Source organism: Aestuariimicrobium sp. G57 (assembly GCF_050110855.1).
GTDB lineage: Bacteria > Actinomycetota > Actinomycetes > Propionibacteriales > Propionibacteriaceae > Aestuariimicrobium.
In genome coordinates this window covers 128,296-142,675 of the sequence record NZ_JBNINW010000001.1, presented here as the reverse complement: position 1 = coordinate 142,675, position 14,380 = coordinate 128,296, and the positions used below count along the sequence as shown (strand labels likewise).

Genomic DNA, 14,380 nt, shown 5'->3' with positions numbered 1-14,380 from the left:
GTCTGCGGCAATGTGGTGCGCGTCGGGCAGGTCAGGCCTTGGCCGGTGGTGCGACCTCGTCCGGCTTGACCTCGGCGATCTTCTGGGGGGCGAACTTGCCGTCGGCGCCCTTGACCAACTTCGCCTGGTACATCGGCTGCAACATGGCGTGGTCCTCTTTGCGCACGGTGATCCGGCCCTTGACGGAGTCGAACTCCCACCCCTCGAGCGCGGCGATCATGGCATCGGTCTCGCCCTTGCCCTCGCTGATGGCGCGGGCCACCATCTGGGCGCCGACGAAGCCGTCGGGGGTGAACAGGTCGGGTACGGCACCCGCCTTGGTGACGGCATCGATCATGGCCTTCTCGATCTCGGTGCCGGCTGCGCCGCTGAAGTAGTGGTTGAGGAACTGCAGCTTCTCTGAGGCGGCGCCGTAGGCCTGGTACGAGGCCACGTCACCCAGACCTGTGACGACGGTGGTCTTGTCGAAGACACCCTGCTGGCTGAGCGACTGCCACATCGCGGCGGTGGTGGCGCCGGCCCAGGCCACGAAGACCAGGTCTGGCTTGGCATTGATGATCTGGGTGGCGAAGGGGGTGAACTCCTTGGCGTCCTCGGCGACCAGGATCTCACTGACGGTGGCGCCCTTGCCGCCGAGCACGGCCTTGACGCCGGCCACATTGCCCTGGCCGAACGCGTTGTCCTGGGCGAAGACCGTGATCTTCTTGCCCTTGAGGTCGTCGAGCATGGTGCCCGCAGTGGCGACATCCTGGTAGGTCTGGCGCCCGGAACGGAACGTGTACTTGTTGATGCCGGTGATGGCATCGGCTGCGGCGGCACCCGAGATGAACAGCGTCTTGTTCTGCTCGGCCTGGCCGGCGAGCTGGGCGGCGATACCCGAGGATGCGGGCCCCGCGACGATCTTCGCGTCCTTGCCGACCTGGTCCTTGAAGTGGTTCACGGCAGTGTCGGGGTTGCCCTGGTCGTCAAGCCAGTTGAACGTGACGTCGTAACCGTCGAGTTTGCCCGTGCCGTTGGTGACATGGGCCCAGCCGGCCTCGAAGCCGGCCTTGTAGGCGGCGCCGTAGGCGGCCAGTGCCCCGGTGATCGAGGTGATCATGGCGACGTTGATGGCCGTGGTCGAGCCACCGCCATCCTGGCTGGAGGTGCCGGTGCCGTTCTCGTCGGGGGCGCAGGCGGACAGCACCAGGGTGGCGGCGGCCGCGAGCCCCAGCGACCGGCGGGAGAGACTCAGCATGGGATGCCTTTCGAGCAGTGTTCGGTGTGCAGCCCGGTCAGCGGTGACCGGACGGTGCGGGGGTGCCGGTGATGGTCATCGATGACCAAAACCTGACAGGTGGTTCAGGTATCAGAAACCTAGCCCTGAATGTGACGGATGTCACCCCCCACACGGGTAATGCGTTACCGATTCGTTACTGAACTCGACCCCAGTAAGAGCAGGAAGGACAGGGCCCGGGGGGAAGGCCCCCGGCACTGTCCTCCGGCCCCCGCCGGTGCGCCGACTCCTTGGGTCTGAGGGATCGGCTCGGGGAACATTTCCTGTGATTGTCCCCCCGGGCCCAGTCGGGCGCGACGCCTATGTGGTCCGGTCGATCTCGTGGGCGGCCACACCGGCCCGTCGCCACGCCGAAGGGTGGTCGCGCTTGATCTGGTCGAGCGCGCGCGACGAACTCTGCAGCCGGTAGGGCACGCTGGTCACCATCACACCGGGGATGAAGTGCAGCCGCGTGCGGATCAACAGGGCCGTCTGGTTGTGCAGCAGCCCCTCCCACCAGTGGCCCACGACGTACTCGGGGATGTAGACGATTACCACATCGCGCGGGCTGTCGGACCGCAAGGTCTTGACGTAGTTGATGAAGGGCGTGGTCACTTCACGGTATGGCGAGGCCACGACGCGCAGCGGCACCCCGAAGTCCTGGTCCTCCCAGTCGTCGAACGTGCGGTTCGAGACGTCGTCGTCGACGGCCACATGCACCGCCTCGATCCTGCTCGGATGGGTCGCCTTGGCATACATCACAGCCCGCACGGTCGGCAGGTCGACGCCGTTGACGAGCACCACGGCATGCACCCGCGACGGCATGCTGCGTTCGGTCACGTCGGTGACCTTGAGTTCGCGGGCGACGGCGTCGTAATGGCGCCGGATGGCCCGCATGAGCATGAACAGCACCGCCATGGCGATGACAGCCAGGTAGGCGCCATGCACGAACTTCGAGACAAGGACGATCACCAGCACGGTCGCCGTCATGGTGAAACCGATGGCGTTGATGACTCGTGCGCGCTTCATGCGGCTGCGCTCGACGGGGTCCCGTTCGGTCAACAAGTGCCTCGTCCAGTGGCGCATCATGCCGAACTGGCTCACGGTGAACGACACGAACACACCCACCACATAGAGCTGGATCAGCGCGGTGACCGAGGCCTGGAAGATGACCACCAACACGATCGCCGCGATCGCCAGGGTGACGATGCCGTTCGAATAGGCCAGCCGGTCACCGCGGGAGTGCAGCTGCCGCGGCAGGAACCCGTCCTTGGCGAGGATCGAACCCAGCACCGGGAAGCCGTTGAAGGCGGTGTTGGCGGCCAGCACCAGGATGATCATCGTGAAGCCCAGCACGATGTAGAACCCGGGTCTGAACTGGTCATAGAAGACGGCATGTGCCAGCTGGCCGATCACGGTCATGCCGGGGTCATGCTGCACTGACCCGTCGGGCAGCACATAGTACGAGCCGCCGTGCTCGTCGATCAGGTGTGCGCGGGCCTTGTTGGCCAGGATCAGGATGCCCATGAGCATCGAGATGGCGATGGTGCCCAACAGGGCAAGCGTGGCCGCGGCGTTGCGAGACTTCGGAGCCCTGAAGGCCGGCACACCGTTCGAGATGGCCTCGACACCGGTCAGGGCCGCAGAGCCGGACGAAAATGACCGCGCCAGCAGCGCAACCATCGCGAAGCCCTCGAGGTTGGTGTACTGGTCCACGCCCACCACGGTCCAGTCGGCGGTGGGCGACAGCACGGCGTCACCAAAGACGTAGATGCGCGTCAGCCCCCAGATCACCATGCCGATGACCGCGATCATGAACCCGTAGGTCGGGATGGCGAAGATCGTCCCCGACTCCCGCACGCCGCGCAGGTTGACCAGGGCGAGGACGAAGATCACGCCGGTGGCGATCCAGACCTCGTGGCCCTCGATGAAAGGCAGCATGGCCTTGGCGTTCTGCACACCCGACGACACCGAGACGGCCACCGTCAGCGTGTAGTCGACCAGCAAGGCGCTGGCCACGGTCAGGCCCGCGCTCGGGCCGATGTTGATGGTCGCCACCTCGTAGTCGCCGCCACCGCTGGGGTAGGCATGCACGTTCTGGCGATAGCTGAGCACCACCACGAACATCACGATGGCGACAGCCAGGCCGATTTGCCACGAGAAGGCGAAGCCCGCCATGCCAGCCAGCGAGAGGGTGAGCAGGATTTCGTCCGGCGCGTAGGCCACGGAACTGAGCGCATCGGACGCGAAGACCGGTAGTGCGATCCGCTTCGGCAGCAGGGTCTCCCCCAGCTGGGTCGAGGCGAGCTTTCGTCCGATGACGAGCCGCTTGAGCCCATCGACAATGTTCACGCCGAGCACAGTACGCCTGTTGCCACGAGTTGCGCGCATCAGCGCAAGACATGCTTGTATATACCTGTCTAGTTGTCTACGATTGGAGTAGACAAGTTGTGGGCAGCGCTGGTCGCCAGCACACCCACCTGACCACGGGACAGACATGACTTCCGAACTGGACGACCTGCGACTGCACGCCGCCCGTGCGCGCCGCAATGTGTTGAGAATGCTGGTCGCGAACCCCTCTGGCCACCTCGGTGGCTCGATGTCGGCGATCGACATGATCACCGCGATCTACTTCCACGCGATGCGGCCCGCAGACGGCGTGGACGACCCCGGGCGCGACAGGTTCCTGCTCTCGGCGGGCCACAAGGCGATGGGCCAGTACGCCGTGCTCGCCGAACGCGGCATCATCGACGCGTCGGTGCTCGACCAGTACGGGGCACTGTCCTCCCCCGTGCCCGGCCACCCCAACATGAGCCTGCTGCAGGGCATCGAGGCCAACACCGGCGCACTCGGCCACGGGCTGCCCATCGCCTGCGGCATGGCCCTGGGGCTGCGCCACGAGCACCCCGACGCGCGCATCTTCGTGATGATGGGTGACGGCGAACTGCCCGAGGGCAGCAACTGGGAGGGCGCCGCCATCGCCGCCCACCACAAGCTCGACAACATCATCGTCTTCGTCGACCTGAACGGCATGCAGATCTCGGGCACCACCGCCGAGGTCATGGACATGGCCTCGGTCGTCGAGAAGTTCCGCGCTTTCGGCTGGTCGGCGTCCGAGATCGACGGTCACGACATGGCCGAGATCACCGCTGCGCTCGACTCGGCCCCCACCCAGCCCGGAAAACCGACCGTCTTCGTGGCGCGCACCACCAAGGGCAGGGGCGTCAGCTCGATCGAGGGCACCGTGCCCAGCCACTACTGGAAGCCGAAGGCCGACGAGCTGGCCGAGGCAGTCACCGAGAGCGACGCACTGATCACGACCCTGGAGGCCGCCCGATGAGCACCGATGAACCCACCTACGACCCCCGCAAGGAGTTCGGCCGCGCCGTCGCCGAGGTGGCCGAGGCTGACCAGCGCGTCGTCGTGATCTCGACCGACTCGGGCAAGTCGTCGGGGTTCGGCGAGTTCCTCAAGACCCATCCCGAGCGCTACTTCGAGGTGGGCATCGAAGAACAGGGCGCCACCGGCATGGCCGCCGGCCTGGCAACTACGGGCAAGGTGCCGGTCTTCTGCGCGATCGCGCCGTTCGTGACCGCCCGCAACTACGAGCAGTTCCGCAACGACATCGGCTACATGGGCCAGAACGTCAAGATCGTGGGACGCAACGGTGGCATGACCTATGCCGACCTCGGTTCGACGCACCATTCCCTCGAGGACTACGCGATCATCCGGATGATCCCCGGCGTGACCATCCTCGCCCCGCAGGACTACTCCGAGATCCGCGCCGGTGTGAAGGCCATGATCGAGCACGACGGTCCGGTCTACATGCGCATCGGTGCCGGCAATGTGCCGGCGCTGTTCGACGAGGACTTTGAGATCGGCAAGGGCCGGCACGTGCGTGAGGGCAGCCAGGTGAGCGTGGTCTCGGCCGGCTACCAGACCATCGAGACGATGAAGGCCGTCGACGAGCTGGTTGCCGCGGGCATCGATGTCGACCTGATCTGCCTGGGCACGATCATCCCGCTGGACGAGCAACTGGTGCTCGAGTCGGCCCGTCGGACGGGGCATGTGGTCACGGTCGAGGAGCACTACGACCGGGGTGGCCTGGGCGGCGTCGTGAGCGAGCTGATCGCTCGTGAAGGTGGCGCCGTGGTCGACATCATCGGGGTGCCCCATGGCTTCGTCCACACGGGTACTTACGCTGGGTTGCAGCAGCAACAAGGGCTGGACGCGGCCTCGCTGGTGGCACGGATCACGGATCTGGTGGCCAGGCGCGCGAGCAAGTGAGCCCGGGCCAGCCGCGGCGACACTGAGTGGTTTGACGTCGGAACTGACGTCAAACCAATCAGTGTCGGCCGGTTCGGGAAGGTCCGACGGGCCCCGCATACGCTGGGCACATGTCCCCCATCACCGGGTTGCAGCGGCGCGTAGGCATGGCCGTGCTCAGTCGCGTCGGCGGCGATGACCCGCTGGCCCGGCGTGCCGACACCGTCGACAAGCCGGGCCCACGGTGGTTCACCCCCGCCGACCCCATCTGGCGCGTGCACGACGACGCCGCCATGTTCGCCAGCGGCGTCACCGCCCTGCTGCTGCAATCCCTGCACCCGCTGGCGATGGCCGGCGTCGCTGGGCATTCGGGCTACAAGTCCGACCCCTGGGGACGGCTGGCCCGCACCAGCGACTACATCGGCCGCACCACGTTCGGCACCATCGCCGACGCCGAGGCGATGATCGCCCGAGTGCGGGCGGTGCACGACCGGGTGCGCGGCATGGACTTTCGCGGCCGCCCCTACCGCGCCGGCGACCCGCACCTGCTGAGGTGGGTGCACATCGCCGAGATCTGGGCCTTCCTGGCCGGCCACCGGGCCTATGGCGTCGACCCGCTGTCCCCCGCTGACGAAGACCGCTACGTCGAACAGTGTGGCCTGGCGGCCGCGAAGCTCGGGGTCATCGAACCGCCGACGTCGGTCGCCGGGCTCGAGGCGGCGATCCTTTGCTACCGCCCCGAGCTTGAGGTCAGCCCCGCTGCAACCGAAGCTGCCAGGTTCCTGCTGCACACCCCGCCGCTGGCCTGGTGGGCCCGCCCCGCCTACGGCCTGCTGGCCGCAGGCGGGCTGGCGGTGCTGCAGGGCTGGGCGTCCGACCAGTTGGGGCTCGCCCAGCCAAGAACTGGACGAGCCCGTGGTCGAGCCGGGGTGGCGGCCGTGCGGTGGGGGCTGGCCGGGGTCAGTGCCGGGCGGACGCCGCCGGCAGCCTGATCTGTTCTGGCCTGACCGTGCGCCCGCACCCCGTGCACCTCAGGCGTTCGCCGGCTGTGGCTCGTCCTCGTGCGGCAGGTGCAGGCCAAGGTCGCGGTGGCCCGGGTGGCCCGCGAGCTTGTCGACGATCACGGCAATCGCACCATCGCCGGTGACGTTGGCCGCGGTGCCCACCGAGTCAATGGCGATATAGGTCGCGATCATCAGGCCCACCTGCTCGGGCGTGAACCCGAGCTGGCTCTCGAGCAGCGCTGCGGCCGTGACGATCGCACCACCCGGCACGCCGGGGGCGGCGACCATGGCGATGCCGAGCAGGAAGATGAAGCCCAGGATCATGGGGGCAGGCGTGGGCATGCCGAACATCACCATGATGGCCAGCGCGAAGCCGGTGATCTTGATGGTCGAGCCGGCCAGGTGGATGGTCGCGCACAGCGGGATGACGAACGAGGCGATGTTCTCGGAAACCCCGGCCTTGATCGCCGAGCGCAGGGTCACCGGGATGGTCGCTGCCGACGACGACGTGCCGAGCGCGGTGGCGTAGGCGGGCATCATCGCGCGCAGCATCGTGAAGGGGTTGCGCTTGGCGACCATACCCGCGACTGAGTACTGGATGACCAGGTAGACAAGCGTGAGGGCGAACACGACGAGCACGACCGGGAAGAACGACCGGATGACCGACCAGACCTGGCCGGCATGGGTCATGTTCAAGAAGATGCCGAAGATGTAGAGCGGCAACAGCGGCACGATCACCTTGCTGATGACGATGTTGATGACCTCACGGAAGTCACTGAAGACCTGGTGCAGCGCCGGGGCATCGAACTGGGTGAGCGCCACGCCCACGACAAACGCGAACACCAGCGCCGACATGACGCCGAACATCGGCGGCATGTCGATGGTGAAGAACGGGGTCACCAGCCCCGATTCGGGGTCGGCAAGTTCGGTGATGTCGTTGCCGCGCAGCAGGCGCGGCCATGCCAGCATGCTGGTGCCCCAGCTGAGCAGACCCGCGATGATCGTCGAGGCATACGCGATGCCTGCAGTCACAGCCAGCCACTTGCCAGCACCCTTGCCCAGCTCGTCAATCGCCGGCGTGATCAGTCCGACGATCAGCAGCGGCACGACGAAGCTCAGGAAGTTGCCGAACAGCCCGTTGAACGTGACGAAGACACGCACCACCCAGCCGGGCAACAACGAGCCCAGCGCGATGCCGAGCACGATGGCTGCCAGCACGAGGATGAGCAGGTTGAACTTGAGTCGTTTGGCCATGGGGGCTCCTGGCGCCGTGGGAATGAGAACGGCTTATTCAACCACCGGGCGCAATGCAGCCTGCGGGGGTGTCGCGGGGTGGACCCCAGGACTCGTGTCGCCGTGTTCACCGCGCTCCCCGGACAGGAGTAGCGTGTGCGCCGTGCCACTACTTCGTCGGAGGAGACCCACGTGCACATCGTGATCATGGGCTGCGGCCGGGTGGGTGCCAGCCTGGCCAAGTCCCTTGAGAAGCGCGACCACTCCGTGGCCGTGATCGACCTTGACGTCAACGCCTTCCGCCGCCTCGGCGCCGAGTACAAGGGCATCACCGTCAAGGGCACCGGGTTCGACCGGGACGTGCTCATCAAGGCGGGCATCCGCGAAGCAGACGGGTTCGCCGCCGTGTCGAGCGGTGACAATTCCAACATCCTCGCCGCCCGGGTGGTGCGTGAAGAGTTCGGACTGCACAACGTCATTGCCCGCATCTATGACCAGGGCCGCGCCGAGGTCTACGAACGCCTCGGGATCCGCACCGTGGCGACCGTGCGGTGGGCCGCGAACCAGGTGTTGCGCGGCCTGCTCCCCGAAGGCTCCGAACCGGTCTGGGCCGATCCGTCCGGACATGCGAAGCTCGTGCAGGTCAAGACCCACGAGGACTGGATCGGCACCCGCATCCACACCATGCAGCAGGCCGTCGGGGTGCCGATCCCCTTCGTCCTTCGATTCGGACGGGGCATGGTGCCCACCCAGGCGACCATGCTGCAGGACGGTGACCTCGTCTTCGCGGCGGTCGAGTCCGACACCCTCAGCGACGTCGAGTCCATGCTGGCGGCCCCGCCGAAGCGGCACTGACCCAGCGGCACACAAGGAGCAGTTGAACCATGCGCGTTGTCATTGTCGGGGCCGGGAATGTCGGCCGCTCGATCGCCAAGGAACTCATCGCCAACGGCCACAGCATCCTGCTGATCGACCGTGACCCTCATGCCATCAAGACCGAATCCGTCCCGGACGCCGACTGGCTGCTGGCCGACGCCTGCGAACTCGACTCACTCGAAGAGGCCCAGCTCGACACGTTCGACGTCTCGATCGCCGCCACGGGTGATGACAAGGTCAACCTGGTGCACTCACTGCTCGCCAAGACCGAGTTCGGGGTGCCGCGCACCGTCGGACGGGTGAACCACCCCGGCAACGAATGGATGTTCGACGAGTCGTGGGGTGTGGACGTGGCCGTCTCGACCCCGCGGATGATGAGCGCCCTGGTCGAAGAGGCGGTCACCGTGGGCGAGCTGGTGCGCTTGTTCACGTTCCGCGAGGGATCGGCCAACCTGGTTGAGCTGACCATGCCCGAGGACAGCCCCGTCCTCGGTGTGCCCATCCGTGACCTGCAACTGCCCGGCGATGCCGTGCTGGTGTCGGTGATCCGCGATGGCGTGGGCCGCTCGCCGGAACGCGATGGCGCCCTGGAGGCACTCGACGAGGTGCTGTTCGTGGTCTCGCCCACGCACGAGCAGGCCTTGGCCGAGATGCTCGTGCCAAAGATCAAGCAGCGCAAGGACGAGCGCCAGCAGACGCCGCCGAACGACCGCGAAACCTGGATGTGACCAACTGGACGTGACCGGCCACCGGTAGTTGACCGGTGGCCGTGCCCCTCAGCTCAGCAGTTCGTAGTTGGGGTTGTAGATCACCTGGCGCCCCTGCTTCACCAGGCGCCCGCTGACGCGGATCATCCGCCCCGCATCGATGCCGGGGATCGAGCGGCGCCCCATCCACACCAGCGTCACCTGGCCCGTGCCGTCCTGCAGGTCGGCCTCGAGCCAGGACCGCTGGCCGCGGGGGCTCAGCTTCACCATCGCGATGCGCCCCTGGAGCGTCACCAGTGTGCGTGCACCGCAGTCAGCGAGCGTCTGGCAACCAGACACCCGGGCCATGTCGGCAAGTTCCGCGTTCTCGAATTCGTCGTTGGACGACGTGAGCCGACGCACGGCGCGGCCCCACATACCCACCGGCCGGCGGCTGCCGACCACCTCGCTGCCCATTCTCAGGCCTCCTGCTGCTGCGCCGCCAGCTCGGGCGGCAACTCCATCGGGATCAGGTCGCCGGGCACCATCGGCTCGTCGCCACGCTTGACGACCACATTGCAGAAGAACTCGAAGAGCAGTTCACCGTCGCCCTCGAGCTCAGCTTCGCCAGTCTGCGCGGCCTCGCCCATCAGCACGCCGCGCAGCAGCCAGCGGGGTCCTTGCGCAAACCAGGTGCGCGAGACGTGGTAGGCCTCGCCCTCTTCGGTCTGCACGGGGATCATGCGGCGGATCTCGGGGCCGAACGGGCCATCGTGCACGCCCGACTCGCCACCCGCCTCAGTCGCCGCAGCCGCCATCTCATCGATCACGTCCGAGACCATCGACGTGCGGGCCGGGGCGGCGAACAGGGCCACCTCGATGGCGGACTGGCCCGCCATCACCAGCGCCGACTGCACCTGGCCGGTGCTCTGGTCGACCTGCAGTTGCATCTGCATGTCGTCGAACGGGGTCAGGATCAGTGCACCGAAATCGAGGCGTTCGATCTCGTCGGCTTCCAGGTCGACCTCGGTGATGTCGAAGGGGCCGTCCTCACGCAAGTCGTGGTCGACGTCGGTGTCGTCGTCATCCTCACCGTCCTGCTCGTCGACGGCGTCCTCATCGAGCTCTTCGTCGTCGTCCTCGTCGACACCATCAGCGTCGTCCTGCTCGACCTCGTCCTCGAGGTCCTCGTCCTCGAGGTCCTCGTCCTCACCGTTGGCGGCGCCATCCTCCAGCAGCTCGTTCTCGTCGAGGATGTCCTCCTCAGCGAGCTTCTGCTTCTTCTTGCGGCCAAAGATCACGATGAAGGCCTTTCACACATCGAGGGATTCTGGAAAGTCTGGGTTGGAAAATCTGTGGGGTCGCGTCGCGCGCAACCGCAGACCAGCCTACCAACCGGAAACGCCGCCGGAAGACCCGTGGCCGCCTGTTCCGCGGGTGGTCTGGTCGAGCGCGTCCACTGCCGTGAACCGGGGGGTCACCACGGCCTGCACGACCAGCTGGGCGATGCGGTCGCCGCGACGCAGGTGGATCGGGGTGAGCGGGTCGTGGTTGACCAGGTTGACGAGGATCTCACCCCGGTAGCCCGCATCAATCACACCGGGGGCGTTGACCATGCCCAGCCCGTGCCGCGCCGCCAGGCCCGAGCGTGGGTGCACGAACCCGGCATAGCCGGCCGGGATGGCCAGGGCGATGCCGGTGGGCACCAGCTGCCGCTCCCCCGGCGCCAGGTGCACGTCGACCCTCGCGTACAGGTCGGCACCCGCGTCACCGGGGTGCGCATAACCGGGCAGCGGCAGGTCGGGGTCAAGCTGGTGCACCTGCAGCTCGATCGGGTTGTCAGGCATGCGAGTTCCCCGCGGGTGCTGCCTGGTCGGCTCCCTGAGCAGCCCCATCGTCGGGACGCCTCGCGCCCGCATGCGCCAGCACGACGGTGGCGAGTTGCCTGGGACGACGCGTCGCCACCAGCCAGGAGCTGTTGCGGTCGGCCGGGTCGGCCAGTCGTACCCGCACGTGCGTCTTGAGCCAGGGGCGGGTGAACAGCCAGGTGCGGCCATCATCGGCGCGGGCCAGTGCCTCGTCCGACTGTTTCGCGTTCAGCGGCACGGCACCCGAGACCCATTCCCACTCGACGTTGGCACCGCCGGCATGCAGGCTCGTCTCGTCGGCCCGCACCCTGCCTCGTCCAGACCCCAGCAGTACGGCCGCGAGCCCACCGAAGAACACGACGGCGGCACCGATGGCCCACGCATCAGTGAGCACCCACCAGACGGCCACCACGAACGTGAACGCCACCAGCCCGCCGACGAGCCACCACCACAGCGGCGCCCACAACCGTTCATCGTGCAGGGGAGGGTCGTCATGACGCGCAGCAGGCTGCTGCGACGGGGCAGCGTCGTTCATGTGTCCAACCTACCGCCCGCCCCTGCGCCGTCGTCCTAGGATGGCGGCATGGACCTGTCGGAGAAGATCATCCACAAGGTGTACGCGATCGCGCTGGGTGCGGGCGTCACGTTTGCGGTGCAGAAGCTGTTGAAGTCGGCCTGGAAGGTTGCCACCGGCAACGAGCCGCCCACGCCGGGCGATCCGGACGTGCCGGCCACCGAGGCGTTCATCTGGGCGCTGTCGAGCGCTGTCGGCATGGGCGCGGCACAGCTGGCCACGACGCGACACGTGGCACGCCGGTTTGCCCGGCTGCAGGGCGTCGAGGCCGAGCAGCCGGTGCCGACCGTCATCAAGGTCTGAGCCACTCAAGCCCCGCAACACGGCGACGGTCGGCGACGGGTCACCCCGTCACCGACCGTCGTCCGGTGTTCATCCCGGCAGAACCTCAGCGGCACAGAACCTCAGCAGCAACCAACCTCAGTAGCAGTCAACGCAGTAGATCTTGTCGCCCTTGATCTCGGCGACCTGGCTGCGGTGCTTGACCAGGAAGCATGAGGCGCAGGTGAATTCATCAGCCTGGCGCGGCAGCACGCGAACGGTCAGCTCTTCATGGGACAGGTCGGCGCCCGGAAGCTCGAATGCCTCCGCTGCCTCTACCTCGTCCTCGTCGACCTTGCCCGAGTTCTGGTCATTGCGACGAGTCTTGAGCTCCTCGATGGAGTCCTCACTCATCTCCTCGTCAGTCTTGCGCGGGGCGTCGTAATCAGTCGCCATCGTGTCCTCTCCACCAACTTGCGCGGCCACCAGTCGGGTGTGGCCATGTCGCCGCATTCATATCACACGTGTCAAGACCCAGCTCCACGGGCCAACCGGCAGACGACCGTCGGGGGGCTGCGGGTGGGGTGTGCCAACGAAGAGTCCCCCAAGATTTGCTGGTGATTCGCGAGTGTCGCCCCATGTGCCAGCCAGCCTCACCTACAGTCGCAGCGAACCGGCAAACCCGTCCAGGAGCAGCCGGTCACCGTCACCCACAACAGAAGGAGAACCCCATGTGGATCGGACTCGGCATCGTGCTGATCATCATCGGCGCCGTGCTCAACTGGGCCCTGCAGGTAGATGTTCCGGGCGTGACCGACGGCATCCTCGGCTGGATCCTGATCGTGGCCGGTGTCGCCGCCGTCATCTTCTCGTTCATCGCCCAGGCCCAGCGCAACCGGGTGCACACCACCCACGAGAACCGCAACATCGACACCACCCCGCGCTGATCCCGGACCACCCCAATCCCTCGAGCACCCCAATCCCTCGACCACCCCAATCCCTCGACCAACTGTCAAGCGTTGGGGGTGTTGGGCCTGTGCGTGATTGGTCACGCTTGATAGGTTGACGCGACGGTGGGTTGTGCCCGCACGGCCCACCATCGCTCGACAATCAAGGACAGCTACAGGAGAGTCGGATGGACAGCGCACTCAGCCCACGCGAGATCCAGAGCCGGATCCGCGGTGGCGAGTCACTCGATGACGTCGCCGCGATCGCTGGCGTGCCCGTGGAACAGATCGAGCCGTTCGCCGCACCCGTGCTGGCCGAGATCGAACATGTCGTCGGACAGGCACTCGCGGCGCCCGTGCGTCGCACCGGCGAGTCGAGCTCGGTGCGATCGCTGCGCGCCGTTGTCGCCGAGAACCTGCGACGTGAAGGCCAGGACCCGGACGCGCTGGTGTGGAGCGCCTGGCGCGACCTCGACCGTCGCTGGTTCCTCAAGGCCACCTGGGCCCGCGATGACGAGCCGCAGCAGGCTGAGTTCCTGTTCGACGTGCGGGGACGATTCAGCGTGGCGCGCAACGACCTCGCCAAGCACGTCATCGGTGAGCCGAAACCGAAGCCAGTGGCCGCTTCCCCTGCCGTTCCCGACCCGGACAATGAACCGACGGTCGGACTGGGCGAGGACGACGAGCGGCAGCCCACGGCACCTGCTGGGGCGGCGCAGCAGGCGTCCCCCGGGTTCCCGGCCCGTCCGGTGCCGCAGGGTGATGACCCGTCGGCGCTGGTCGAGCAACTGGAACTCACGGTCGAGGCTTCGCGCGAAGACCTGGTGGGCCACAGCTCCCAGCTCGACGTGCTCTACGAGATGCTGAGCAGCTTCGACGAGGATTCCGTGAACGTGTATGCGGACCTGTCGCGCCCTGTGACCGATGACGAACCCGAGGGGGGTGACGTTCCGGTCGACATCGAGTCGGAGGCGCCGGACACCCCGGCACCCGCGCCGCGTCCGGCCCCCCGCAAGCGCGGTGGGCGGCGCACCAGCGCAGCGGCGGCTGCCGCCGCCGGGGCCCCGAAGCCGACTGAACCGAAGGCCACTGAATCGCAGCCGGCTGAATCACAGCCGGCTGAGCCAAAGCCTGCCGAGCCGAAGCCTGCCGAACCCGAGCAGGACGCCCTGGTGGCACTGGACGAGCCGACCGTCAGCGTCCGCAACCGCAACCGGGCCCGGAAGGGCCGCGCCAGCGTACCGAGTTGGGACGAGATCGTCTTCGGCGGGCCGCGCCCCGACCAGGAGTAGGCCAGTCGGGTTCATCAGCCGTCACAGCGGTGTCGAACCGTTCGACTACCAACGGTTCGACACCGCACCACCCCAGGCTCTCTTTTTCTGACGGGGCTACTCCCCCGTCGCCACCGGA

General features: G+C 67.1%; 16 protein-coding genes. 8 read left to right on the top strand and 8 right to left on the bottom strand.

Features of this window, described 5'->3' with window-relative positions; all coding sequences use genetic code 11:
• Window positions 1-31: 31 nt before the first annotated feature.
• Both ACQCX5_RS00665 and ACQCX5_RS00660 read right to left on the bottom strand, forming a co-directional pair.
• Window positions 32-1,237 carry a substrate-binding domain-containing protein gene (locus ACQCX5_RS00665; protein WP_434540097.1) on the bottom strand — a complete coding sequence of 402 codons (1,206 nt, stop codon included), beginning with the start codon at window positions 1,235-1,237 and terminating at the stop codon, window positions 32-34.
• 339 nt (window positions 1,238-1,576) lie between these two features.
• Window positions 1,577-3,607, bottom strand: a complete 2,031-nt coding sequence (locus ACQCX5_RS00660; RefSeq protein ID WP_434540096.1) for an APC family permease — start codon at window positions 3,605-3,607, stop codon at window positions 1,577-1,579.
• Between the two features lie 145 nt (window positions 3,608-3,752).
• On the opposite strand from ACQCX5_RS00660, the gene ACQCX5_RS00655 reads away from it, so the two are divergent.
• The 3 genes from ACQCX5_RS00655 to ACQCX5_RS00645 all read left to right on the top strand — a co-directional run bounded on the left by ACQCX5_RS00655 (window position 3,753) and on the right by ACQCX5_RS00645 (window position 6,513).
• Entirely contained in the window at window positions 3,753-4,595 is an 843-nt protein-coding gene (locus tag ACQCX5_RS00655) for a transketolase (protein WP_434540095.1), read from the top strand.
• Entirely contained in the window at window positions 4,592-5,542 is a 951-nt protein-coding gene (locus tag ACQCX5_RS00650; protein ID WP_434540094.1) for a transketolase family protein, read from the top strand. The genes ACQCX5_RS00655 and ACQCX5_RS00650 overlap by 4 nt, the downstream gene beginning before the upstream one ends.
• Before the next feature lie 110 nt (window positions 5,543-5,652).
• Window positions 5,653-6,513, top strand: coding sequence for an oxygenase MpaB family protein (locus tag ACQCX5_RS00645; RefSeq protein WP_434540093.1), 861 nt, complete (start codon window positions 5,653-5,655; stop codon window positions 6,511-6,513).
• 39 nt (window positions 6,514-6,552) lie between these two features.
• On the opposite strand, the gene ACQCX5_RS00640 is transcribed toward ACQCX5_RS00645, so the two are convergent.
• Window positions 6,553-7,779 carry a dicarboxylate/amino acid:cation symporter gene (locus tag ACQCX5_RS00640; RefSeq protein WP_434540092.1) on the bottom strand — a complete coding sequence of 409 codons (1,227 nt, stop codon included), beginning with the start codon at window positions 7,777-7,779 and terminating at the stop codon, window positions 6,553-6,555.
• Window positions 7,780-7,965: 186 nt separating this feature from the next.
• Here ACQCX5_RS00640 and ACQCX5_RS00635 point away from each other — a divergent pair, with 186 nt between their 5' ends.
• Window positions 7,966-8,613, top strand: coding sequence for a potassium channel family protein (locus ACQCX5_RS00635; protein WP_434540699.1), 648 nt, complete (start codon window positions 7,966-7,968; stop codon window positions 8,611-8,613).
• 29 nt (window positions 8,614-8,642) lie between these two features.
• A complete protein-coding gene (locus tag ACQCX5_RS00630) occupies window positions 8,643-9,362 on the top strand; it encodes a potassium channel family protein (RefSeq protein ID WP_434540091.1) in 720 nt (239 codons plus the stop codon).
• A gap of 48 nt (window positions 9,363-9,410) precedes the next feature.
• Here the strand turns inward: ACQCX5_RS00630 and ACQCX5_RS00625 are convergent, their stop codons facing one another.
• From ACQCX5_RS00625 to ACQCX5_RS00610, 4 genes are all read right to left on the bottom strand, one after another.
• Complete coding sequence (locus ACQCX5_RS00625; protein ID WP_434540090.1) at window positions 9,411-9,797, bottom strand: OB-fold nucleic acid binding domain-containing protein; 387 nt, start codon at window positions 9,795-9,797, stop codon at window positions 9,411-9,413.
• 2 nt (window positions 9,798-9,799) lie between these two features.
• On the bottom strand, window positions 9,800-10,618 hold the full coding sequence (locus ACQCX5_RS00620; protein WP_434540698.1) for a DUF3710 domain-containing protein: 819 nt from the start codon (window positions 10,616-10,618) through the stop codon (window positions 9,800-9,802).
• Window positions 10,619-10,708: 90 nt separating this feature from the next.
• Window positions 10,709-11,167, bottom strand: coding sequence for a dUTP diphosphatase (dut, locus tag ACQCX5_RS00615; RefSeq protein ID WP_434540089.1), 459 nt, complete (start codon window positions 11,165-11,167; stop codon window positions 10,709-10,711).
• Window positions 11,160-11,723, bottom strand: a complete 564-nt coding sequence (locus tag ACQCX5_RS00610) for a DUF3093 domain-containing protein (protein WP_434540088.1) — start codon at window positions 11,721-11,723, stop codon at window positions 11,160-11,162. The genes dut and ACQCX5_RS00610 overlap by 8 nt, the downstream gene beginning before the upstream one ends.
• 48 nt (window positions 11,724-11,771) lie before the next feature.
• Here ACQCX5_RS00610 and ACQCX5_RS00605 point away from each other — a divergent pair, with 48 nt between their 5' ends.
• Entirely contained in the window at window positions 11,772-12,065 is a 294-nt protein-coding gene (locus ACQCX5_RS00605; protein ID WP_434540087.1) for a DUF4235 domain-containing protein, read from the top strand.
• A gap of 117 nt (window positions 12,066-12,182) precedes the next feature.
• Here ACQCX5_RS00605 and ACQCX5_RS00600 read toward each other — a convergent pair whose 3' ends face one another.
• Window positions 12,183-12,479, bottom strand: a complete 297-nt coding sequence (locus tag ACQCX5_RS00600; RefSeq protein ID WP_434540086.1) for a DUF4193 domain-containing protein — start codon at window positions 12,477-12,479, stop codon at window positions 12,183-12,185.
• A 275-nt stretch (window positions 12,480-12,754) separates the two neighbouring features.
• Here ACQCX5_RS00600 and ACQCX5_RS00595 point away from each other — a divergent pair, with 275 nt between their 5' ends.
• Window positions 12,755-12,970 carry a DUF6458 family protein gene (locus ACQCX5_RS00595; protein ID WP_434540085.1) on the top strand — a complete coding sequence of 72 codons (216 nt, stop codon included), beginning with the start codon at window positions 12,755-12,757 and terminating at the stop codon, window positions 12,968-12,970.
• Window positions 12,971-13,158: 188 nt separating this feature from the next.
• Entirely contained in the window at window positions 13,159-14,262 is a 1,104-nt protein-coding gene (sepH, locus tag ACQCX5_RS00590) for a septation protein SepH (RefSeq protein ID WP_434540084.1), read from the top strand.
• Window positions 14,263-14,380: the final 118 nt, after the last annotated feature.